The 23,539-nt window shown below is 38.1% G+C and carries 17 protein-coding genes, 1 tRNA gene and 1 pseudogene; 6 read left to right on the top strand and 13 right to left on the bottom strand.

Translation table 11 applies throughout. The features are described from left to right. Positions 1-5: 5 nt before the first annotated feature. The 8 genes from I6758_RS13190 to I6758_RS13155 form a co-directional block, all read right to left on the bottom strand. Positions 6-2,054 (bottom strand): hypothetical protein, encoded by a 2,049-nt coding sequence (locus I6758_RS13190; RefSeq protein ID WP_196605704.1) that lies wholly within the window; start codon positions 2,052-2,054, stop codon positions 6-8. Continuing rightward, positions 2,032-3,507: an exopolysaccharide Pel transporter PelG gene (gene pelG / locus I6758_RS13185; RefSeq protein WP_196605703.1), complete on the bottom strand. Its 1,476-nt coding sequence runs from the start codon at positions 3,505-3,507 to the stop codon at positions 2,032-2,034. The genes I6758_RS13190 and pelG overlap by 23 nt, the downstream gene beginning before the upstream one ends. A gap of 61 nt (positions 3,508-3,568) precedes the next feature. After that, a complete protein-coding gene (pelF, locus tag I6758_RS13180) occupies positions 3,569-4,984 on the bottom strand; it encodes a GT4 family glycosyltransferase PelF (protein WP_196605702.1) in 1,416 nt (471 codons plus the stop codon). Positions 4,985-4,988: 4 nt separating this feature from the next. Beyond that, entirely contained in the window at positions 4,989-6,815 is a 1,827-nt protein-coding gene (locus tag I6758_RS13175) for a DUF2194 domain-containing protein (protein WP_196605701.1), read from the bottom strand. Next, positions 6,808-7,725: a hypothetical protein gene (locus I6758_RS13170; protein WP_196605700.1), complete on the bottom strand. Its 918-nt coding sequence runs from the start codon at positions 7,723-7,725 to the stop codon at positions 6,808-6,810. Before I6758_RS13170 ends, I6758_RS13175 begins: the two co-directional genes overlap by 8 nt. Position 7,726: 1 nt before the next feature. Then, on the bottom strand, positions 7,727-9,859 hold the full coding sequence (locus I6758_RS13165) for an NAD-dependent epimerase/dehydratase family protein (protein ID WP_196605699.1): 2,133 nt from the start codon (positions 9,857-9,859) through the stop codon (positions 7,727-7,729). Then, on the bottom strand, positions 9,856-10,809 hold the full coding sequence (locus I6758_RS13160) for an NAD-dependent epimerase/dehydratase family protein (RefSeq protein WP_196605698.1): 954 nt from the start codon (positions 10,807-10,809) through the stop codon (positions 9,856-9,858). Before I6758_RS13160 ends, I6758_RS13165 begins: the two co-directional genes overlap by 4 nt. A 291-nt stretch (positions 10,810-11,100) precedes the next feature. Continuing rightward, a tRNA-Gln gene (locus I6758_RS13155) sits at positions 11,101-11,176 on the bottom strand. Between the two features lie 243 nt (positions 11,177-11,419). On the opposite strand from I6758_RS13155, the gene I6758_RS13150 reads away from it, so the two are divergent. Continuing rightward, complete coding sequence (locus I6758_RS13150; protein ID WP_196605697.1) at positions 11,420-13,117, top strand: phosphoethanolamine transferase; 1,698 nt, start codon at positions 11,420-11,422, stop codon at positions 13,115-13,117. Between the two features lie 213 nt (positions 13,118-13,330). Here the strand turns inward: I6758_RS13150 and I6758_RS13145 are convergent, their stop codons facing one another. The 3 genes from I6758_RS13145 to I6758_RS13135 all read right to left on the bottom strand — a co-directional run bounded on the left by I6758_RS13145 (position 13,331) and on the right by I6758_RS13135 (position 17,951). Next, positions 13,331-13,807, bottom strand: coding sequence for a peptide deformylase (locus tag I6758_RS13145; protein WP_196605696.1), 477 nt, complete (start codon positions 13,805-13,807; stop codon positions 13,331-13,333). Between the two features lie 7 nt (positions 13,808-13,814). After that, complete coding sequence (clpX, locus tag I6758_RS13140) at positions 13,815-15,131, bottom strand: ATP-dependent Clp protease ATP-binding subunit ClpX (protein ID WP_196605695.1); 1,317 nt, start codon at positions 15,129-15,131, stop codon at positions 13,815-13,817. A 405-nt stretch (positions 15,132-15,536) separates the two neighbouring features. Further along, positions 15,537-17,951, bottom strand: a complete 2,415-nt coding sequence (locus I6758_RS13135) for a glycyl radical protein (RefSeq protein ID WP_196605694.1) — start codon at positions 17,949-17,951, stop codon at positions 15,537-15,539. Between the two features lie 362 nt (positions 17,952-18,313). Here I6758_RS13135 and I6758_RS14985 point away from each other — a divergent pair, with 362 nt between their 5' ends. From I6758_RS14985 to I6758_RS13120, 4 genes are all read left to right on the top strand, one after another. Further along, complete coding sequence (locus I6758_RS14985) at positions 18,314-18,781, top strand: 4Fe-4S binding protein (protein WP_231038673.1); 468 nt, start codon at positions 18,314-18,316, stop codon at positions 18,779-18,781. Continuing rightward, positions 18,693-19,226 (top strand): radical SAM protein, encoded by a 534-nt coding sequence (locus I6758_RS14980; RefSeq protein ID WP_231038672.1) that lies wholly within the window; start codon positions 18,693-18,695, stop codon positions 19,224-19,226. The genes I6758_RS14985 and I6758_RS14980 overlap by 89 nt, the downstream gene beginning before the upstream one ends. Positions 19,227-19,274: 48 nt before the next feature. Then, positions 19,275-20,024 (top strand): DeoR/GlpR family DNA-binding transcription regulator, encoded by a 750-nt coding sequence (locus I6758_RS13125; protein WP_196605693.1) that lies wholly within the window; start codon positions 19,275-19,277, stop codon positions 20,022-20,024. Positions 20,025-20,317: 293 nt separating this feature from the next. Further along, the gene (locus I6758_RS13120) at positions 20,318-20,629 is read left to right on the top strand and encodes an antibiotic biosynthesis monooxygenase (RefSeq protein WP_196605692.1); all 312 of its coding nucleotides are present in this window, start codon (positions 20,318-20,320) and stop codon (positions 20,627-20,629) included. A gap of 490 nt (positions 20,630-21,119) precedes the next feature. Here the strand turns inward: I6758_RS13120 and I6758_RS13115 are convergent, their stop codons facing one another. Continuing rightward, on the bottom strand, positions 21,120-22,160 hold the full coding sequence (locus tag I6758_RS13115) for an IS6 family transposase (RefSeq protein WP_196605691.1): 1,041 nt from the start codon (positions 22,158-22,160) through the stop codon (positions 21,120-21,122). A gap of 124 nt (positions 22,161-22,284) precedes the next feature. On the opposite strand from I6758_RS13115, the gene I6758_RS13110 reads away from it, so the two are divergent. Continuing rightward, positions 22,285-23,055, top strand: a complete 771-nt coding sequence (locus I6758_RS13110) for an IS256 family transposase (protein ID WP_231038671.1) — start codon at positions 22,285-22,287, stop codon at positions 23,053-23,055. A 235-nt stretch (positions 23,056-23,290) separates the two neighbouring features. Here I6758_RS13110 and I6758_RS13105 read toward each other — a convergent pair. Beyond that, positions 23,291-23,536: pseudogene (locus I6758_RS13105) on the bottom strand (integrase core domain-containing protein); the annotation flags it as partial. Positions 23,537-23,539 lie beyond the last annotated feature (3 nt).

The raw sequence follows: 23,539 nt of genomic DNA, 5'->3' as shown, positions 1-23,539 counted from the left end.
TCCTCCTAAAAGTTCCTGTTATAGCTGAACATTAAATTTATACCTTTGTATGATTGTGTGCTGTTGCCGCTGTCTTTCATATAAAAATCTTCTAATGAGACAGAATAACTGTTTTTGTCATTGAGGATCTTATTATATGACAGTTTCAGAGAATATCTGTCTCTGCCTGAGAAGGCCAGTTGTGTGACAGGATCATAATCGCTGCCTATGCTGTGCATACCGTGAAACATCAAGCGTAACTTTTCTTTAGCGGAAAGTTTTTTCTCTATGCCTGTGCCGTAAAAGATACGTGTCTGGCTGCCGGATGCAGTTGTGTCATCATAATAGTCCGGTTTGGCGCTGTAAGCCAGCCAAACATATGATGGCCAGTTATAATTTTTCGTCAATTGTTTGTTATATGTATTGCGCCATTCAATACTGCTGCCGTCCCTATAGGAGAGGTCACCGTCCTGACTTCTGGCGGATTTGTTGAAAAACATCTGAGATAAAAATTGCTCTCCTTCGGCTGCATGCAGCCAGCCGATATTTCCTGTAAATTCTGTGCCGGGATTGATGCTGGTGTTGTTGTAATTATAACTTCCCTTGAAATTTATACCGCCGCCATAGAGTATATAATTTATATCATTGACTTTGTGTTTGACACGTATGGAGGGAGTGATCTGCCAACCGTCACCGAATCTGTCATAAGGGACAAGATCAGTTGACATTGCAGTAGTGCTTCGCAGATTGTTTTTTCCTGTAGGGATGTTTATATCCATATTGTAGGTAACTTGATTTATTTCACTAAAATTGCGGATGCCCATGTGCAGGTCTGTATCGAGGAGACCGCCGGCACTGCCGTTATTGCTGCTTTCATTATTTGATCTGAAAGTTCCTCCGCTGAGACCAAATTCAAACTTTCCTATGGCTGCGCTGTAATCTGTCCGATTAATATATTGTTTTCCCTTGTGGCCGGTGCCGTCGTGCCATGTGTAAAATTTGGCCGAAGTTTGCAAACTGCTGTAATTTTGATAGGGATTAAGCAGTTCTTTTATGGAGAGGATATCATCGGCAAGATTCTTCCTGTTTTCTGTGTATTCGGTAAGATATCCTGTCAGTTCATGTTGATCCTGCAAAAGAGCAGCCAAATATTCATTTTGTTCTGATTCGTCTTTTGTAAGTTCAGCAACGTCTTTTTGGGCATCATCCCAGTCGGTTTTGGCGTCGTCGCTTGCAGCGATGATATCCTGCAATTCGTCCATGCGGCCCTGCGCATTTTCAAGTTCGCTTTCTGCCTGTGCAGTACGGGATGCGGCATCGGCTGCTGCCTGTTCCTGAACAGCATCATTCTCTTCACTTTCATCTTGGACAGTGCTGCCGCTGTCGGCTTGAGATTGACCGCCATAAAGCTGTTTATTTATTGTATCAAGATAATTTTCATCATAATTATATTCCTTCAGTTTAGCCTCTATTTCTGATGGTACGCTGCCGTTTCCCTCTTCTGCACGACCCGCTATAGCCGTAGTGTTGTTTGAGGACACGGATGAAATGCTGTTGATATGATTTTCATATGACACGGTTGCTTCATATTCTGCCTGATAACGGATAAGTTCTGTTTGTAATGCGGTTGCTTCATCAACGGCGGAAAGCGCTTTTGCATAGGCTTTTAAAAAATTGTCATAGGCAGTATCTTCTTGCTGCACAGCTGTCTGAAGATTTTTTTGGATGGCAGTTAAATCTGCCTGTCCTTGTGTGATATTCACAGAATTATCTGCTAAGGATGATTGAGTGGAAGTAATATCCAGTTCAGTTTGCTGTAAATCTTTTTGTGTGCTTTGCAGAGCAGCTTCATTATTTTTTCTGTCAGTTACTGACTGTGCCTCATTTTGAATGCTGTCTATAGTGTCTTCACTTTCATCCACAGCAGATACAGCGCCTGGATTTCCTGCGGCAGATGCGCTGCCGGCCGGTAAAAATAATCCTAACGGTATGATCGCGTAGAAGATTGAGCTTCGCATCTTCCTATATAAAATCGAAGAGGCAGTTTTTACATCAGCCTTTTTGTGGTTGTTCAACGATAACACCTTCCCTTTTACCGCAGATAAGCTTTTCATAAATGATAGTAAATATACCATTGTCCCGGTTGTGATATACCGGCCTTTTACAAAATATGTAATAGTCTATATTTTGCATGTAGTTATCCAGTCTGTATACAGCTGCGGGCAGCATAATAAAGGAGGTTAAGAAAAATCCTGTGCCAAAGGTCGTGCGTCCCATATGCAGACTGACCAAGTTGGAAATTATGTTAAGTGCCAAAAATGATATGCATAGTACCATGGCACCGCGTCTGTCTTCAAAATAAAACAGCAGAATGATGATTATCTGCATTAAGGCACAAGCGTATGCTCCGGTAGAGACAACTTGATAAATTGATATGGCTTCATAATTCAAGCCAAGCAGCGGGAGAAGATAATTGCCGGCAACTATGAACAAAAGCGTGATCACCAGTTGAAATTCAAATATATTGCGCAGTTCCCGCCACATCGTGCCAATCATTTCGATTTTTGCGGTTTCAATATCGGCGGCGTTTCCTTTATTTGTAATATAATTAAAGTAACGTGCATATTTCGTATAAAAATTTGTTTCGGTTACTACAACAAACATTACCATTACTGCCAGTGAAGACATAAATGCAAAAAATGTGGCAGTATCATATGACGGAGCATAGATATATGTACCGGAAACCACTGTCTGCATTTCACTGAACCAAAAAATTATATTGGGAATGTACATTCCTAAAGTAACAGATAAATTGGCAGTGAATAAACTGCCATAATTGTCAAAATAGGGGAGAAATCCCAAATAGTCATTGCTGGATGTTGTGAAATATTTCTTTATTTCAAACAAGAGCAAAATATTTATCAACAGTATGCCTGTATTCATACAGATCATTGCCATTGAAACGGTATCCTGGAAATTTATATATAGAGCTAAAAAATTGAGAACTATTGCCACGGTAATACCGATACCGTAACAGCGTACGATTTTGGCAAAATCCTTCAGTGCGCTCAGATAGACACCTAACAACCATAACATGATCATTTGCATAAAGAAAATAAATGTGAACAATTTCAGGATAAGATCAATTTTGGCAAAATAAAAAAACAGAGCACCGGGTATGGCAGCGCAAAAAAGAGCTATGCTCAATATACCATACATTGAAGGGATTATATCATCATATTTTTTTATGTAGAGCTTGTCAGAAATATAGCGAGTTATGATCATATTGAAGCCGCTGGAAAATATATGAGAAAAGATAAAGGGATAAATAACGGAAACAACGTATAGCTCCGATAAATAAAAAGGCTTATCGAATATTTTCAGCATCAGCTGAATGGATAAAATCATCACTGTCATAAGAATAAAAGGACCAAGTGTTACCATGATTGTATATGAAAAAGCTTTGCTGTAACCATATACGCTTTTGTCTGCAAATAATCGTTTTAACTCGAAACCTATTCCAGCCAATTGTTTATCTCCTTTTCATCCGGCAGCCTTTAAGCTGAGTCGATTATATCAGTTATTTTTTTTAATTATAGCTGCTGTAAAGATTTTTAAAATTTGTTATGAACTCCTCATACGTATAGTATTTTTTCACTCGCTCACAGCCAATTTCTCCCATGCTTTGACGCAGTGAAGGGGTTTGGGCCAGCAGAAGAAAGCCTTTTGCCATAGCTTTGAAATCCATCACGGGAACGATTATTCCCGCCTTGCCCAAGTCATCATCGTAACTTCCGTAAAGCAGTTCACGGCAGCAGCCTACATCTGTTGAAACAAAAGGCTTCCTGGAAGCCATTCCTTCCAGTATAGCCAAGGGCAGCCCCTCACTTATACTGGATAATGCCAGTACATCTATATCATCCAGGCGTGTCAAGATATCAACTGCACCTGTAAATTCTACGCTGCTCAGATTAAGCGTTTTTACCATATTCTTACAGGAGTCAAAATATTCGGGGTCTTCTTCACAGTTGCCCATAATGATAAAGCGTGCATTGGGAATATCACGACTCAGCATATAAAAGCTGCGAAGCATGGTGATGATATCTTTTATAGGCACTATGCGGACGATAGCGCCGACTGTAAAAGGACGTTTTCCACTGTAATCGGAGGTGACAGTGCTGAAACGGTCAACTTTTGCTCCGTTGGGTATTATAAGAATTTTTTTTTCGTCGCAGCCAAGAGCCAGCTCTACATTTAGATTTCCCTCTGAAAGTGTCGTCACTGTGTCTGCGTGTTCATACGATAGATTAGACAAAGCATAAAAATATTTGATCCAGACTTTTTTGAAATCGCCCTCAGCCCAGCTGCATTTTAATATTTCTTCCTCTCTTTCTCTTGAATAGATACCGTGTTCGGTCAATAAAAATGGTTTGTTTTCCAGTAAAGAAGCCATTGCTCCTATGACACCGCAATAACCCGCGGCAACACTGTGATAAAGATCTGCCTTAGGATAGTCTTCCTGCAGCAGATAAAATAACGGCAGAAGCATGGAACGTATTGTCCAGAAATAATCCGTAAAGGGCAGGTACGGAAATTTGTTTTTATAAACGGTCATAACAATATCGTAGAAATCCTGGCACATAAAAATTTCCATAAAAGTATACTTTTTTTTTGTTTGACGAAAAATGCTCAAGAGCATTTTGAAATCGAATTTATTTACACCCTTCAGCAGCTCCTGCAAGGATTTTTTCTGTTCGTCGCTTAACTTTGCCCTTACTTTAGTAGGTGCTTTTAAGTGTAATATGCTGTCGAGAAATGTTTCCTGTACCTTTATGACATTGTCAGGCAACTGATATTTGAATTTGCCTCTGTCTTTCTCTTCCGCGCCTATTGAATAAATTATAAACTGATGTTCCGGCATGCCCTGTATCAGCATATGGATCCATGCTGATACGCCGCCAACCACATATGGATAATTACCTTCCGTCAAAATGCAAATTTTCATCGGACTATTCCTCGTCAAAAGTTATGGCAGCTTCACTGCTCTTTATTTTTATATAGTAAGCGTCGTTCTGAATTTTAGTTATATCACAGCCTTCATAGCGCCTTATTTTTTTGGTGGAACGCAGTATATAAGACGGTTCGTACTGGTAATTCCATGTGTCAATGTGCAAAACATTATTTTTTTCTTGATATTTATAATCCATTGACAGATAATCACCGAAATATTTTAAGGTATCACTGAGTGTCGTGCTGCGCAGCCATATATAGTTATCGGTAAAATATTCCATAAAACGGTCAAATCCATTTTCCATATCACTAAAGCGGTTATTACCATTTTCTTCGTAAAAAATCTCATCAGGATGAACAAAATGGCTGAATATGCCATAGGCATTCAATCCGTTTATAGCACTGTAATACATACTCCTGTCAGGATTATAACCTGCCGATAAGCGCGGAAATTCGAAGGTTCCATCTTCGTTTTGTTTAAAATCCTGATAATAGACTTTTTCAGCGCTGTAATTTCCCTCATACATTGATGCATAGGCCTTTATTGAAGGGAAAATCTTCTTAACAGCAGCCTTTCCCTCAGGACTGAATACATTTGACGGTGGTATGTACGCATGAACTTCGTAACCGGGAAAGGCATCAGCTATATATCGCTTAAGTTCACTTAGAGAGTTTTCCATTTCTTTTTGATTTTCCCATATATTATAGCCAAGATATTTTCTTACACCATATCCTGCACCTACGAGTGATTGATGGTTATAACCGTGGATGCCAAGCTCACCACCGCTGTTCAACAGTTCTCTGCCGTATTTGATAAGGTTTCTCCGTGCATTCTGATCATATATGCGAAAATCCCCAGTTACTTCATCATTATATGTTTCAATTATTGCACCTGTATATTTTAGATCATATTTTTTGGCTGTTTCCAGCATGTAAGGCCACCAGATCCGTTCGTAAAAATCGGCTGTTGCCAGTCCGTATTCAGCATAGATTTTGCTGAAATCTCCATCAGGCACAGGTGCCGGAAAATCATCGATAAATACAGTTTTTGTGGCGCTGACCGGAAACAAAAAATCATCCTGACTTTGAGACAGCAGTGCTGTTAAAATCCCCAAATTCTTTTTCGCATATAGTTCCGTGCCGTTATATACGATAATTTTACCATTGCCCTGCTTTTTTTCCCAGGCAAGCGGCAGGCTGTCGGTGCTTGTGAAATATACACTGGCTGCCGGCTGGAGTTCACAATTGAGGGCATATGTATTGTAGCTGGTGTCGCCTTCTGCCATTTTGAATCCATTGGTACCCAGTAATAAAGTGCTGGTCATATTGATGCCTGCTGCTGTTACTGAACCGTTTACATTGCTGATGCCTAAAGGCTCATAAAGAGCAGGGGCATTTTCGATACCGCCTGTTGTCATAATTTCCAGCGTGCCGCCGTTATCAGCATATTGTCTTGCACTGTTCCACAACACCTCATTGTCAAAACGCTCCGCAGCCCATAATACGGCACTGTAATCTTTAGCCGGAAAAGAACTGCTGTCATTTATGGTGATGACATCAGCATCTTTTTTCATATAGTGTTCTATTTGGGTTTGCAGCCTGTACTTTAAAAACGTCGAGTAAACATTTTCATTGTCATAGATTATCAAAAAACGATCCTTCGTCAAGCGCTTTGCCGAGTCGGGTTCTTTGATATAGGCAGTTACGGCATTTGTCACATTTTTGCTTTTAAATAAATGAAGCAGGACATCCATTCGATTGAATTGAAAAAAAAGCCCCATTGCAAAAATGATTAAAACAGCCAAAAATAGATTCTTCTTATACATTGGCGCTGTCTCCTGTATCCCAATACCGTATCAAGCCGAGCGCATCACTTGAGATGACAGACGGCAGGGCCTTCATCTTTTTTATGGAGCTTTCCAGCTGTTCGCGGTCTCTTTTGCTGGCATATAATTTTATCAGCAGGATATAAGGCCGTTCCGAAAGAGGATAAGCTCTTTCATACCACTGACAGAAATATTCAGCTTTGGATAAATCATTCTGTTTCATTTTCAGCGCGACGGCTTTTTCAAAATAAAGCGGTTCCTGTGCCCGTTCCAATATATTGCTTAATACAGTATCATATTTTTCCAGCAAATTCTTTTCTGTTATTTCATCCATAGAGCATACTTTGATATAATTGGCAAGTATTTTTTCATATTTTTTCAAAACATCGGGTGACGCGGATATAGCACCGTCATCATCGTAGATTGTCTTATTCAATTTAAAAATCTCATTTTCCATGCGGTCGACAGTGTTTGTTATGACTGAGACTGCATAATGAGATACTTCTCTGTCATCATCGTGCATCGCAGTAAGGAGCGTATTGTAATCCGTCAATAAATTTTGCCGGATTGTGTTTATCAATATCTCTCTTTTATTTGAGATACCATTTATGGCAATTACATCCTGAATGGGGATCGCGTCTTCATCATAATCGATGAAGTTCATATTTCTGTCAGTATCTTCCGATCGCTGAAGGCTGTAGTCATAGACATTGATGAAATTTTTCTGCGTAAAACGTCTGGACAGCAGTACCTCGGCACAGTAATATATTAGTCCGCCTATCGGGATAAATAAAACTATCGCTCCCATACAGAAAGCCTTCTGCCTGCTCTTTCTGGATAGTATAAAATATACGGCAGCCGCAGCCGCTAAATGTGCTGTTAGAAAAAAGCCCGCTATAATTTCTATCATTTCAATTACCTGCCGGAGATAGTTTTATGTTTTTTTCTAAAAATCTTTTTTGCACTGTGGCTAGCATATCTGTCGGCAGTTCCTCCATTAAAATATACAAAGATTCTCCTGCAATACCGATATAATCTTCATCTCGGGTAGCTTTTTGCAGATAATCGGCCGATTTTTGTATATTTTTCAGACCGTTTTTCAGAACAATGCCGTTTACTTCATCTATTCTAAACTTATAGTAGCTGTCAATACCACGCTGCCGCAAGATTTTCTCTGTTTCAAGAAAAGGCTTTTCTCTCATTATAACAGTGTCTTTGATATATTTCTGGTCATGTGTTTCTCTTTCATATTGTGATGCCTTATCCAATGCTTCTGCTATCATCATACTTATGATACGCATCATTTTTTCATAATGCAGAGAGAAAAATTCAAAAGGAATGGCATATATACCTATCACAGCGATCACCTCATTGCGGACAATCACCGGCACCGCCATATCCGGTATATTTTTTTCAAGTGTTTTATTTACAAAAGTTTCTTTTTTATTCACTACTTTATCAAGATACTCATGATCGGCTACTTTGGCAGAAAGCGGTAAAGCTGCTGTTGCGCTGCCTCTTTTTATTTTTCTACGCAAAAAGATATTGCCATTAGCAGATTTATTAATTGTCGCGACAACTGTATTCTCCGTGCCCATCAATTCAGATACTACCTCTACGGCAGACGTATATATTTTTTCGCTTTCAATGTTGTATAACTTATTTACTGAGTTGTATAGCCAGCCTATGCTGTCGCTTGAGTTGACTATTTGACTGTAAAATTTATTTTTCAGTGCTATTGCTGCGTCATATGCCTTTGTTAAAAATTTTTGTCTGGTGTCCATTTTATTCAGCTCGCGGAGCATATCCTGCAAATGAAAATTGTGTTTGTCGGTAATATAACCTGTAAAAACGGCCATGAATAAATATGCTATCAGATGCATGGTATATTCTATATTATAAAATACAGAAATTACGTCCAGACCCTTTGAATTTATTTTGAACAGGAACAGTGCCATAGATAAAAATGCAGCAATAAGAGACTGTTTTTTGCCATAAATCAGGCCCATTATAAGTATATATATTTGGCTGTAGTCAAGACCGGACATTGCTTCAAAATTATTGACGATATTCAACTGAACGGTGATGAAAAACACTATGGCAAAAAGTATCAAATTTTCCATATATGGACGCAGTGTTCTAAATCGTGAATGCAAATTGGATGACTTTATTGTTTTTTTATCCTTGATTATGGTGTCTTTATACCAAGTCCCTGTGAGCTTTATTCCTTCAAATAAGCTGTATTTGGTTTTTATGTCTAAAATTTTTTTTGCAGCTTCAGTATCTGCTGTAGGGCTGACAGGAGTAAAATCATCTTTTCCTTTTTGGGGTTCATTCCCTGTCAGAACAGCAGAAATTATATGTTTTAAACCTTCCGCCGATATATTGAAATCATCTTCAGCGCAAAGTACAGGGGGCAGTCCCTCTGCGGCAACAACCTTTTTTATTACTTCGGCCGCGTCATTTATGTAAATATAATTTTGGGGATGATATGCTGATATGTTTTCATCTGTCAATTTTTCACCGGAAGACAGAGCGTCAAAAACCGCAGGTATTATTGAAGGGTAATCGCTATGAAGCATACCGGGACCATATACATTAGGCAATTTAATTATAATGACGGGAATTTTGAAGGTTTTGGTCCAATTTTTGCAATATGTCTCCTGCTGGATGCAATGAAAAACATAATCGTTGTCGCATTTCATCATCATGCTGCTTTTGGCATCCGATATGAATATGAATTTTTTTATATTATGGCGGTGGGATAATTCTAAAATATTTAATAATCCGGAAAATTTTTTCTGATAAGAAATCTTAGCAGTATTTACGGAATAAATAACTGTATCAAAATTATATAATTCGAAAAAAGTTTTACAGCTGTTTTCTTCAGCGCTGCACTGTAAAATTTGCGGCTTAAAGGTAAAGGCACAGCCTGATGCATCTTTGCACGTATCTATTATAAAAATTTTATGGCCTTCTTTGTGCAGTTTTTCAGCAAAATGAGAGCCTAAAAATCCACAGCCGCCTACAATTAAAATATTCATTTAATATCACCGCATTGGTGCGCTTCAGCTTTTACTTTTTTGAAATATGCAAAAGTTTTATTTAATCCTTCTGATAAGGAGGTATGCATGTGCCAGTCCAGTTTTTCTATAGCCTTGGTATTATCCAGCATAGAATGGTATATGTCACCGGAGCGCGCTTTGGTATATTTTATAGAAAAATTTTTGTGCGCGATATTGCCGAACAGTGTTATAAGCTGTTTCAGGCTTGTCTGCGTATATGTACTCAAATTATATGTATCATTTGTATTGTCTGTCACAAGAGCCTGTCCCAGACCGGATGATATATCTCCAGCATAAATAAAGTCTCTTGTTTGTCCGCCATCGCCAAAAACAGCAATATCTTGATCATTGGCAATTTGTTTGGCAAAAATACTTATTACACCGCCTTCTCCTCCGTCTCCCTGCCGTTCACCATAAACGTTGGCAAAACGAAATATTATATAATCTATCCCGAAATAGTCATGATAAAGTCGGATGTATTTTTCGGCGGTGACTTTGCTGAGACCATAAAATGATAATGGCGTGGCAAGCGCACTTTCTCGTAAGGGAAGGTTTTCATTGTTGCCGTAAGCTGCAGCAGTTGATGAAAAAATTATACGTGCGACTCCTGTTTGGCATGCACTTCGCAGGATATTTATCATGCCTTCTATATTAAGCTTTTCATCCATAATAGGATCTTTTAAGGACTCAGAAACAGCTGTCTGACCTGCCAGATGAATTATTGAATCAAATTTCTTTTTCTGCATAACCCCGGTGATTTTTTCGTTGCAGATGTCCATTTTGATAAACTCTGCCTCGGAAGGAATGTTTTCTTCTCTTCCGTTGCTTAAATCATCAAGGACGGTGACTTGGTGTCCCAGAGCTAAAAGGTGGGGAACCAGATGGGAACCTATAAAACCTGCACCACCAGTTACTAAAACATTTTGCATCGATAAGAACCTCCTGTTTATAGGATAAATAGAAAAATAAGGATTGCTGCTGGAGCATAGGTGTATCAGCAGTTTTTTTGGCATGAATATATTACATATAAAATTATAATAATTAATATTTGTTTGATAATCATAATTAACTGATATGAATTATACACTAAATTAAATTCACTATCAATTATTTTGTTGTAAATTCTGACAACAATTAAGAATAATTTGCATATTGAAATCGCTGGAATAATATGTTTATATACAAAAAAAGCACCGCATATGCGGTGCTGAAATTACAATTGGCTGGGGTAGCTGGACTCGAACCAACGAATGCGGGATTCAGAATCCCGTGCCTTACCAACTTGGCGATACCCCAATACTTTTGCCGACTTAAATATTATATACAGTTACAAAAAAAAAGTCAAGAAAAAATTTATATCAAATATGTAAAATGAATCCGGCAAAAGTCATATGTAATTAAATGGCAATTTGTCCGGATATATAATATAGAGCTTGTTCGTAATGCTGTATGTGCTATAATATTGATAAATTTCAAGCAGTGTATTTCTTTTCTGAAAAATAAGTATGTTGGTATAGACTGCTGTACTAAGGAGAAAAAATGAACTCAGTCAATGAAAAAATTTTTACGATAATCTTGAAAAAACTCAGTGGCTATGAAGGCTTTATTATTGGTATTTTTATATTCAATTATCTGTCTGTTGGATGGTCATTATGGCAGACAAATAATTTTCTTGTCATGCTTCTTGAGGCTTTGTTTTTATTTGCGGCAATATTGGCATTTACTTTATTACTGGCAGCTGTTCCCTGCCGCTGCATCAGGAAAATTCTGGGCTCATTGATCTTTTATATAAGCGGGGCTTTATGTCTGGCGGAACTTTTTTCTATTTATACATATAATGCTGTTGTAGGACCGGGGATTATAACAGCTCTTCTTGAAACAAACAGTAATGAAGCTTCTGAATTTTTTAAGATGTATATTAACTGGAGTTGGCTGCTTTATTGGCTGTTCTTTTTCACGGCTGCTTACTTGTTGAAAAAAAAGGCATTCTTTCAGTCTGGATTTTTCGCAAAACACAGACGGGGAAGCTTTGTTCCGGTGTTTTTACTTATAAGCGGTATTACTGCCGGTTTTTCACTTCTTCTTTGCTATAAACCGCTAATATTAAGCAATCTGCTCGATATTCCTGCTGTTCGTGTATATGCTGCAGCTCAGACAGCGATCAGCAATATAAGAACATATCAGAATCTTGATCAAGAGATGTCCGCGACCGATGATATAATAGGAAATAACAGTACCATCCCCAATATTGTTTTTATTTTAGGCGAAGCAACTAATAGGAATCATATGCATCTATATGGCTATTCGCTTCCTGACACACCAAATCTCGACGAACTCAGAGCCAAAAATGAGCTGGCTGTATTCACTGACTGCATCAGCCCGCATGCCACCACTGTCGGAGTATTGCGCGAATTGTTCACCTTTTGCAATTATGAGGCGGACAAACCATGGTATGAATATAATAATCTTATTGATGTGATGAATGCTGCCGGTTATAAAACGAATTGGCTGTCCAATCAGGAAAGTTCGGGTATATGGGGGAATGTGGCATTGCTATATGCCAAGCGCAGCGCCTTTCATGAATTTACCAGCATGCGTGAATCACATGAGGATTACGGCACACTGGACGAAGATCTTTTTCCGCTGCTTGACACGGCGATGAAAAATTCTGCCGGGAAAAATTTTTATGTACTGCATTTGATGGGCGGACACAGTCTTTACTATAAGCGCTTCCCATATGCTTTTTCTAAATTCGGCAGGGAAGATATTGTCCGGGATGCAGATGATGATAAGAAGACTGTTTTAGCGCAGTATGCTAATGCGCTATACTATAATGATTATATCGTCAGCGGCATTATTGATAAGTTTCGTTCATTGAATGCCATCGTTATTTATCTACCTGATCATGGTGAGACCGTATATGATGACAATAGCGGCTTTTCTGGACATGTAGAAGAAAATCCAAATCACTATATGCTCGAAGTACCGATGATTATGTGGGCTTCAGATGAATTTAAAAGGACTTACCCGCAGAAGTGGGCATCCGTTACTGCTGCCATTGACAGACCCTATATGACTGACGACATGATCCATACGATACTTGATATAGCTGATATAAAAACAACGGAATATGAGCCTGAAAGAAGCATCATAAATGTTGAATTTGATGCATCGCGGCAGCGCATGGTGCAGGGGCGCAATTATGATACGCAGATACGCTCGGAGGCTGCGCGTTGAGGGGCTGACCGGTGAGAGCTGATAAAGTTTTGAAATAATATGGTGTTTGTTTATATAAATATTATGCATTGCCATAAAATGTGGGATGCCAGATATGGCGGACCAATTCTAAAAGGAGAAATTCATAGAAAAACTGCCCGCTGATTTAAGCTAGGTTTTGAATCTAACTTATTGGCGGGCAGTTTTTTTGTGAAGAAATATAAATGGGGCATTTTAGTCGCGCGGCATGCGGAAGGATTTACTGTCGATGGCTCTCATCGTTGCCAGCACGCCTTCTAGATGGTCATATTCATGTTGGATCAATTCGGACAAGCTGCCTTGCAGATAAAAATTTTTTTTATTTCCTTCTATATCTGTAAAATGGATATTGCATTGTTCATATCGGCGCACTTTAACATAAAGACCCGGCAGAGACATACAATCATCCCAGATTTCCATCATTTTCGGTGTCGGGAATTCCAGACGAGGGTTTATGAATATGATCGGTTCATCGATATTCATGTAAATGACCCTTTTTTTTATACCGATCTGCGGGGCCGCTATTGCGCGGCCGGCATTATTTTTTTGCCGCCAGTCCTGTAATGTGTCGTGCAGGTCTTCTATTAAGCTTTTTATATTTTCAGTCTCAGTGACTGGCCGACTGATGTCATACAGATCACTGCTGCCGAGCAGTAGAATCGGCTTAACCATTTAGCAATCACCCCGCAAAATTATCCTTCTCTTCAACGGAGCTGTCCGGCAGTATTTCTATTTTTGGCTGCTCATTTTTTTCGATACAATCAGCATTGATAACGACCTTGCGGTGAAGTTTTGATTTTGGCAGCTCATACATGAGATCAAGCATGGCATCCTCAAGAATTCCCTTAAGACTGCGTGCGCCTGTTTTTCTGGCAATAGCTTTTCTGGCTACTGCGCGCAGGGCTTCTTCTGTGAAATCGAGCTCTACATTATCGACAGACATTAATTTTTCGTATTGTTTGACAGGTGCGTTTTTCGGTTCGGTCAATATACGCAGGAGCGCATTTTCGTCGAGTGTTTCCAATGTGCAGATAATAGGCAACCGTCCGATTATTTCCGGAATGATACCGAATTTCATAAGATCTTCCGGGGTTACTTTTCTGATAAGCTCATCATACTTTGGTTCTTTATTTTTATTTTGAACCTGAGCACCGAAGCCGATAGCTGAATCGTCCTTTTTCAAACGTTTTTCTATAAGTTTGTCGATGCCCACAAAAGCGCCGCCGACTATGAAGAGTATATTAGTAGTGTCTACTTTTGTAGTTGGGGCTTCTGGATGTTTGCGCTGCCCTCTTGCCGTAAATTCCACTACACTGCCCTCAAGCATTTTGAGTAAAGCCTGCTGAACGCCTTCATGCCCGGGATCGGCTGTTATGGAGTTGTTTTCACCGGATTTTCGGGCGATCTTGTCAAATTCGTCTAAATAGATTATGCCATGCTCTGTCTTCTCAATGTTTTTATCGGCGGCATAATAAAGATTTCTCACGGCAACTTCAACGTCAGCGCCCACAAAACCGGCTTCGGTCAAACTTGATGCATCTGTAACGGCAAAAGGTATATCAAGAAGCTTGGCCAGGTGAGAAAGCAAAGCCGTTTTACCGCAGCCGGAAGGACCGAGCATGATGACGTTCGATTTTTCGATTTCGACATTATCGCCATTGTCCATGCATTTCATTCGTTTATAATGATTATAAACAGCCACAGATAGAATTTTTTTTGCATGGTCCTGATTGACGATATATTCATCAAGATAATTTTTTATAATATGCGGTTTATTTTTATCAAGAACGGCATCTAAATCGTTTATAAATTTCTGACGGACAACTTTTGCACTTTCTTCTTCATTATCACTAATTAATTGATAAATTTCCTTTATGCAATTTTTACAAATGGCAAATCCAGTTTGGGGATCAAAAATAGGCAGATCATATTGATTTGTGATCTTTATATTGCGTTTACAAAAACTGCATGTATGGTGCAAATCATTTTGGGCCATATCCATTCCTTCTTTCTATGAAGCAGTATTAAACTTATTTTTCGTTAAAAATGGTGAATATAACAGAGCTTTGTGCTGTAAAAGTTCCGTAAAATATAGTATAGCAGAATAAAGCCGATAGTGTAAATAATAATTAATTAAATTGTATTCATGACCGCAGCTGTGCCATTTTTTTATTCATATATGTTTGAGATAATAATTTTTTACAATAAAATGCCCCAGACCGGACAATGCAGGATTTCATTGTCCGGTCTGGGGCAAACACGGCAAATTGATATTTTGCTCCCATAAAATAGATAATGTCTGGAATTTTGATAAAGGTAAAAATACATAGATTTGAACGAACAAGGAATATTAATTGAAAACATTCAGCAGATGAGAAAAATAACTGACATAACAACCCGGCTACAAGGATTGTTCCGTTCTATCAATAATATCATCTTGTGTTGCTCTGGACAGATCATTGAAGAAAGCGCTGTAGCCGGCAACTCTGACTATCAGATCTTTATGATCTTCCGGATGGTCCTGCGCATTTAATAATGTTTCTTTCGAAACAATATTGTATTGGACATGATAACCGTGCAAACGATTGAAAAATGTTTTTATAAGCATTTCTAACTTTTGTTTATTTTTTTCGGAAGACAGCATCATTGGCGTCATCTTTTGATTTAATAAAACACCGCCGGTGATTTTATCCGTCGGCAATTTTGTTACGGATTTAAACACTGCCGTCGGACCGTTTTTATCTGAATTGTGGGAGGGGGAGCAGCCTTCAGCCAATGGTTCGTGGGCTGTTCTGCCGTCCGGGGTTGCCATTGTTCCCATACCCTGCCCGACATTGGCAGAAATCGAAGATGTGCCGCCGTAACGAATGCCGCCAATCGGGCCTCTGTCATGTCTCGTATTAGGATATTTTCTTATTTCATCCAGATATGAATCATACGCTTCTACGATCAAATTATCTACATAATCAATATCGTTGCCATATTTAGGTGCATCATAAATTAACATGGCTTGAATTTTTTTGCTGTCAGGAGACTGAAAGTTATCTGTGATGGCATCCCAAAGCTGCTTGGCTGTAATTTTCTTTTCATCGAAAACTAATTTTTTAATAGCCGCCAATGAATCAGCCATATTGGCAATACCGACCTGCAGACCAGAGATAAAGTCGTAAATTGCGCCGCCTTCTTTAATTGTTTTGCCTCTGCCGATACAATCATCTGTGAGCAGTGAGCAAAGAACATCGGGAACATCACGTTCGGAGGCTTTATCAATAGCATTTTCAATAATGACACTGTAACGTGTTATTTCACGGACTGTTTTATCCCAGGAGGACAGCAATTGTTCATAGGAAGTCATTTCTGTAAAATAACCATAACCCTTGGTGAATTTTTTACCGGAGGTCATATCAACGCCATTATTCATACTGCAAAGAAGTACTCGCGGAAAGTTTATATATGACATACCTGTGCAGCGGTAACCCCATTTTCCGGGGACGGCAGTTTCTACACAGCCAATTGCACTATAATTATAGGCATCATCCTCGTTTACGCCCCAATTAATAAATGACGGAATAATTATTTCGTCATTATTGAATGCGGGCATGCCGAAACCAAGTTTCATAACTTCAATGCATTCGTCAAAAAAATTTTTGTTGAGGTTTTTATGATAACGTACTGTTAGATTTGGCTGTGTCAGACGGGTCTGGGCAATTGATTGCAATACGATAAAGGAAAGTTCGTTTACCGCATCAGTTTTGTCGGTCGTCTGGCCGCCGATGGTCACATTCTGGTACATAGGACTTCCGGCTGAACTGAATGTGTGTGCTTGAGAACGAACTTTATTGATGGTCAGAGTTTTTATCCAGAGACAGGTCAGAAGCTCCAGCACATCTGTTTTTGTAATACGTTTTTTGTCTATATCTTTTATAAAAAAAGGATACATATATTGATCAAAGCGACCATACGACAAGGAATGGCCATTCGATTCTATCTGAAGAATAAGTTGAATGAACCATACGGATTGGATCGCTTCACGAAAAGAGGCTGCCGGTTCATATGGTACTTTAGAGCAAATTCTTGATATTTCCGTGAGTTCGGCTTTTCGCTGTAAATCGGTTTCCTTAGCAGCCTGTTCTGAAGCCAATTTTGAATATCTGAGAGAAAAATTTCGAATTGAAGCTATGACAATCAGAACAGCTTTATAGAATATATATTTATCGATACTGTTAGGGTCTGTGAGATCAAGTTCAGCTTTTAATTTTTTTGTGCGTTCTTCATAGCCGGCTAAACCATCGGAAAGCAATTTGCTATAGTTTACGGACAGATGAGCGTCGCCCGCATTTAATTTACCTTCCATTCCGAAGATACCCGTTTCCATAAAGATACTTACCTCATTAGGAAGAAGTGCTTCTCCTCTTGCACGCAAGTTGTTATTTTTCCAAAAGGGTGCAACAGTTCGAAGCTGTTCCTTGGTTTTTTCTGTTATATAGAACACATCTCCATCACGTTTTTCAAATTTATCCAGCTCGTCAATGACAAAATCCATCGTATACTCCGGAAAAATTGGAGCATTGCGGTTCTTGGTACTCTGGTTGCCGGCCAGCAGTGTTTTATTTTCAATATAGATAGTCATTTTTTCTAAAATATTTTGCAGCATGATGGCCCGCTTTATCACATTTTGCTGGTTGAGATTGGCTTTATAGGATTCTGTTGCAAGAATAGCTCGTTCGGCATCAATATACGGTTTTTCATCTAAAACCTCTTCACGAAAATTTTGCATACGTTCGGTCAGGATACCAAAATGGTCGTTGTTTTTCATTTGCTTACCTCCGTTTATTTGACAGAAAATTGCGCATTATGCCTGTGCAGACTTAGCTTTTTAATGGCCGATGAAAAATTTTGCTGAGCAGCTTATATTATTTGTTTACTTAATATTGAGAAAATTTTACTACTATTAAAAAGCTGTGCTCTCCTTTTTAGACATTATAATATTCTTATTTCATTTGTAATTAAATATTAGCATTTATTAATTTTTATGTCAATATATAATATAATTAATTTCATTAGTAATTAAAATAAGGAATGTGTTATAATGATATTATATTTGGTAAAAATTTTAATAGATATAAGGCAAAATGAGATAGTCGTTAAAAGTAGAATATTAAATTGAAAGGTCAGGTTATGAACACTAAAAACACACCATCAGGTGTTATTTTTAATATTCAAAAATTTAGCACTGATGATGGTCCGGGAATACGGACGACAGTTTTCTTCAAAGGATGTCCGCTTCGCTGTCAATGGTGTGCCAATCCGGAAAGTCAATACTCTGCCATACAAATTCTTTGGGATTCAGATAAGTGCGTTCGCTGTTATCATTGCAGTGATATTTGTCCTCAAAAGGCCATTTCATGGGAAAAAAATAAAGTTTATATAAATGCTGAAAGGTGTGCAGAATGCGGAACATGCATCATGGAATGTCCGGAAAAAGCCTTGAAATGTGAGGGCGAAATAATGTCCGTTGATGAAGTAGTGCGAATTTGTCTGCAGGATCATGAGTTTTATGAAGAAAGCAATGGGGGGGGTTACTCTTTCGGGCGGAGAGGTTTTAAGCCAGCCGGAGTTTGCTGCAGCGCTGATTCAAAAACTTAGGGATGAAAATATTCACATCGCGGTCGAAACATCCGGTTATGCACCTTCTGATGTATTTGTGCATGTTGTTAAGAATGCGGATTTGATCCTTTTTGATCTTAAACATTGGGATTTGGGTAAACACACAGAAGGGACTGGCGTCTCAAATGAGTTGCCGTTGGCTAATATAAAAACAGCTATTAATATGGGGAAAATAGTTTTGCCTCGAATTCCTGTCATCCCAGGCTATAATGACAAGACAGAGGATGCTGTCGGGTTTATTGGAAGATTGAGAGAAGTTGGGGCCGAAAGAGTTCAGCTTCTGCCTTTTCATCAGTATGGTCAAAAAAAATATAAAATGCTGAATAGAAAATATGCTTATAGGAATGTGTCTGCCTTGCATAAAGAAGATTTAAAAGACTTTCAAAAACAATTCATAAAAAATGATATAGCTGCCTTTTTTTAATTTCATTTGAAATTTAAATAAACGGCATACTATGAAAAGGATAATTAAATGAAAAATATTTTAAATGATATTTTAGAAATTCTGATTGCTTATAAAAAAATAGATGTTGTCGAGTTATCTAAAAAATTGCAGATTTCTCAAGTGACAATACGTAAATATTTGACAAAACTTGAATCTACCGGGATGGTGAAACGTGAGCATGGATATGCTGTTTTACATAACGAAGATGATATTGCCGGGAGGCTGGCGTATCATTACAATTCAAAGATAAAAATTGCTAAACGGGCTGTCGAGCTAGTCAAGGACGGTGATACAATCATGATTGAAAATGGCAGCTGTTGTGCCTTGCTGGCATTAGAACTTGCCGCTGTCAAAAATAACCTGACAATTGTGACCAATAGCACTTATATTGCTAAAAGCCTGCGTCAACGGCAAGCTTCATTTCAAATCATTATCTTGGGTGGACTTTATCAAGAAAAATCGGAATGTCTTGTCGGTCCGATGATTCGTGCTAATGCAGAAAATTATAATGTCGAATTTTTCTTTATCGGGACGGACGGATATAATAGAAACAGTGGTTTTGCAAATAAAGATCAAATGAGATCACAGGCTGTTCGAGATATGGCAAACTCCTGTGATAAATTAATTATTCTTACTGAAAGCGAAAAATTTGGGCTGCGCGGTACAATTCCTTTAAATATAAAAAATATACCTCAGATACTTATTACTGATAGTAAAATTCCTAAAGATATATTTGACGAACTGCGGCAAAGAGACGTTCAGGTGATAACTGTCTAGTATCGATGGTGATATGTACTGGATATTTATGGAGAATTTCATACATAAAAAAATCATAATAGTAAGTTATATTCTCATTCGAACAAAGGCAGCTTGCAAATGCTGAGATAAATTTTTTAAAAGTAAGGGATAGGGTAACAAATCTTTCAAAAAGGATAATCGGCTCATAATTTCATTTTAATGACCTTATGCGCAAAATGAAATTATGGGCTGATTTAGTATATGATGATATAATTATATAGGAGGATAAACCTATCCTTACAATTAACAGGTTAAGAAAAGGAGATTTATATATGATTGTTACATGTGTTACTATTTACGTAAAAAAGGAATATATTAATGAATTTGTTGAAGCTACATTGGAAAATCATACTCATTCAATAGAGGAAGCCGGAAATTTTCGCTTTGATGTACTTCAAAGTAATGATGATGAAACTAAATTTTTATTATATGAAGCATATAAAACGAAAGAAGCTGCAGCTGAACATAAAAAAACAGCACATTATCTGAAATGGAGAGATACAGTTGTGGTTTGGATGGAACGGCCGCGTGAAGGAGTGGGATATTCAGCTATTGCACCGAATATTTCCCTTATAAATAGATAGATTTTTATATTTAAATATAACAAAAAACACTGGCATAATTGCTTAACTGCTGAGAAATATGTGATAATTGCCATATTTAGGATAATTTGGATGAATTTTCGCTTCGTATTTTTAAGAACGCAAAAAGAATTATAAATGCCTTATTTTTATCAAAACGGAACGGCTTTAATCGATCGTTGAGAACTTGATAAGGTACAAAAATAAAATACAGGGCAATAAAAAAGGCTTCTCGGATTTGAGATGCCTTTTTTATTGGTGATCCACCGAAAATAAGAATCCAGAATGGTTGATTAAGAGTGTGTACCCTATAGTTTTTATAATATTAATTATTTTAAGAAGCCTTAATTCATATAGAGTTTGGTGTTTTGGGGGTGTGTGAAAAATCTCTGGGACTTCTTCATAGATTGTGTAAACCTTCAAGCTGATGTAATATAAAATCGGCTTTGTAAAGTAAACATGAAAGATTAACAAACAGAAACAGCCAAATACTTCAAGCAACGAACAAAAGCTTGTGTTTACTTCTGGCAGAAAGATTGAGCCCTGCAACTTGTGCCGGAGTCAAACTGTTAAGAGCGGAATGAGGCCGGACAAAATTGTAAAAAAAGAGAAAAACGGCGATAGGGTTGTTGGCGGAATTGAAAGAAGAAAATCCCTGTTTGGTTTTATACCATGCTTTGAACTGCTTGTTAAAGCATTCGATCAGGTTGTTGGTGATATCGTCACTGAAGCTGTGGACACGGATATGTTTGATGTTCAGCACTGCTTTTACAGGAACTTTGTAGGCACTGTAACGGTCGGTTACAATGGCTCTGGGTTTGCCAAGGTGCTTAACGGAATTAAGCAAGGAAAAAGCCTGAGGACTATCCCGGTGTTTGGAAAGATGAAAGCCGAGGACAAAACGTGTTTCGCTGTCCACAATTAACCAAAGATAATATTTCATGCCACGGATTTTCACCACGGTTTCGTCCGCGTGCCATTCATCGGAGTCGAAATTGAGCGTTGGTATCAATTCAAGTGCAATGTTGTGAAACAAAGGGGCAAATTTCGTACACCAGTTGCTGATGGTGGTGTGAGAAAGCTGAATATTCATGACCGTACGCATAATAAGAGCAATATTGCGGAAAGAATTCTTGCCTAAATAAAACATTGACAATGCTGTCAGAATAACATGCATAGGATAACGCATTCGCTTGAAATTGGTTTTTCCTGACAATTTCGACATAGAAGGTGCTGTAATAGCAGCTTGTTTTGGGACAAAAAGGGAATGACCGCATTTCTTGTCACCACATTGGTAGTTTGAATAATATTTGTGTTCATGATGAAGAAACATGGCCTTCCCGCAGATAGGGCAAATTGGGTAAGAACGTATGCGTGGCCTTCCTGATTTGCCGGTTGTATTGGCATATGGTACAAATTGATGCCCGCATACACGGCAAAGATATTTTTGGTTTGCATCTTTATCTTTGCCATAACGATAAAAGTTTTGATGGTTGTTGCATTTTGGACAGCAAATCTGATATGATTTTGTCATGAGGACTCGTCTCCTTTCGGGAGGTACAGTGTTTGTGATAAAACTATTGTACCAGAAGGGCTGACGAGTCCTCAACTTTCATTTAACTTTACAATACGATAAAATCAGTTTGGAGGTTTTATTTATGAGCAGGAAAAATGAAAGTACCCAAAAAGCAGCAATGCGGGAAATGATGAAAAATTATTTAAAGGATACTAATACCAATGTTCGTGATGGTGCAGATGTTAAAAATGTCATGAGGGATATGATGTCTGTTTTATTGGAAGGTGCTCTTGATGGTGAATTGGATGAATCTCTTGGCTACAGTAAATATGACTATAAAAATAAAGAAACTGGCAATTCCAGAAATGGACATTCCAATAAAACAATGCATACGAGTTATGGAGATATGAATCTTGCTGTTCCACGAGATCGTAATGGCGAATATGAACCACAGATTGTAAAGAAATATCAGAACACTGTCACTCAGGATATGGAAGAAAAAATTATTTCTATGTATGCCAAAGGAATGACTACCAGTGATATAGAATCGCATATGCAAAATTTATATGGCCTGGAAATATCTGACAGCACTATCAGTCGTATAACAGACAAGATAATGCCCTTAGTTAAAGAATGGCAGGAAAGACCATTAGCAGAGGTATATGCCGTTGTTTTTATGGATGCCATTCATTACCATGTTCGTTGTGATGGGCATATTGTAAAACGAGATGTTTATATTGCTCTTGCCCATAATCATCCGTCAGGTGACAGCGCACCCAGTGAAGAAGATAAGGCCGTCACAAAAAGACTGACCGTTGTTGGCAAAATAATTGGTATTCCTCTGCTGGATCATATAATCATCGGCAGATATGGTTCACTCAGTATGAAGCAGCGAAAAGAAAGTACCGGTTAAGGAGAAATCTCAATACTTCCTGCTTTATGTCCGGCATGTCCGGTCAAAAAAAGGTGTGTATATAACACTTTTAAGTACGATATACACCATAAAATTCTTGGACAGACAGGACATAACAGCCAAATAAAATTGTACTTTATCTGTAAAAAAAACAATGAATAGTATATAATAATCGGCTCTGTTAAGTAAAAATGAAAAGATAGCTAATGTTTCTGTAGAAAAGCACTAAATTTTATCAACTTGCTAAAGAAAACAAGTTTTTCATATTGGGATTATAGTTAGCTCCGGCAACTTGAGCAGGAGTTAAATGATTAAGACCAGTATGAGGGCGCATGAAGTTGAAAAAGAAGACAAAAACAGAAATAGTAGCATTAGCAGAGTGAAAAGAATGAAAGCCACGTTTGGTTTTATACCAAGCCTTGAAACGGTTGTTAAAAGCTTCGATAAGATTGTTGCTAATATCGTCCTTAAAGCTCTGAATAGG

Source organism: Pectinatus haikarae, from assembly GCF_015732185.1.
Lineage (GTDB): Bacteria > Bacillota > Negativicutes > Selenomonadales > Selenomonadaceae > Pectinatus > Pectinatus haikarae.
Note: the sequence above shows the minus strand (reverse complement) of the source record. Positions and strands in the feature narration are given on the sequence as shown.

Excerpts from the sequence above, each read along its gene's own strand:
- pelF (WP_196605702.1), bottom strand. The coding sequence starts at position 4,984 with ATGAAAATTTGCATTTTGACGGAAGGTAATTATCCATATGTGGTTGGC.
- I6758_RS13175 (WP_196605701.1), bottom strand. The coding sequence starts at position 6,815 with ATGTATAAGAAGAATCTATTTTTGGCTGTTTTAATCATTTTTGCAATG.
- I6758_RS13170 (WP_196605700.1), bottom strand. The coding sequence starts at position 7,725 with ATGATAGAAATTATAGCGGGCTTTTTTCTAACAGCACATTTAGCGGCT.
- I6758_RS13165 (WP_196605699.1), bottom strand. The coding sequence starts at position 9,859 with ATGAATATTTTAATTGTAGGCGGCTGTGGATTTTTAGGCTCTCATTTT.
- I6758_RS13160 (WP_196605698.1), bottom strand. The coding sequence starts at position 10,809 with ATGCAAAATGTTTTAGTAACTGGTGGTGCAGGTTTTATAGGTTCCCAT.
- I6758_RS13150 (WP_196605697.1), top strand. The coding sequence starts at position 11,420 with ATGAACTCAGTCAATGAAAAAATTTTTACGATAATCTTGAAAAAACTC.
- I6758_RS13145 (WP_196605696.1), bottom strand. The coding sequence starts at position 13,807 with ATGGTTAAGCCGATTCTACTGCTCGGCAGCAGTGATCTGTATGACATC.
- clpX (WP_196605695.1), bottom strand. The coding sequence starts at position 15,131 with ATGGCCCAAAATGATTTGCACCATACATGCAGTTTTTGTAAACGCAAT.
- I6758_RS13135 (WP_196605694.1), bottom strand. The coding sequence starts at position 17,951 with ATGAAAAACAACGACCATTTTGGTATCCTGACCGAACGTATGCAAAAT.
- I6758_RS14985 (WP_231038673.1), top strand. The coding sequence starts at position 18,314 with ATGAACACTAAAAACACACCATCAGGTGTTATTTTTAATATTCAAAAA.
- I6758_RS14980 (WP_231038672.1), top strand. The coding sequence starts at position 18,693 with ATGAAGAAAGCAATGGGGGGGGTTACTCTTTCGGGCGGAGAGGTTTTA.
- I6758_RS13125 (WP_196605693.1), top strand. The coding sequence starts at position 19,275 with ATGAAAAATATTTTAAATGATATTTTAGAAATTCTGATTGCTTATAAA.
- I6758_RS13120 (WP_196605692.1), top strand. The coding sequence starts at position 20,318 with ATGATTGTTACATGTGTTACTATTTACGTAAAAAAGGAATATATTAAT.
- I6758_RS13115 (WP_196605691.1), bottom strand. The coding sequence starts at position 22,160 with ATGACAAAATCATATCAGATTTGCTGTCCAAAATGCAACAACCATCAA.
- I6758_RS13110 (WP_231038671.1), top strand. The coding sequence starts at position 22,285 with ATGAGCAGGAAAAATGAAAGTACCCAAAAAGCAGCAATGCGGGAAATG.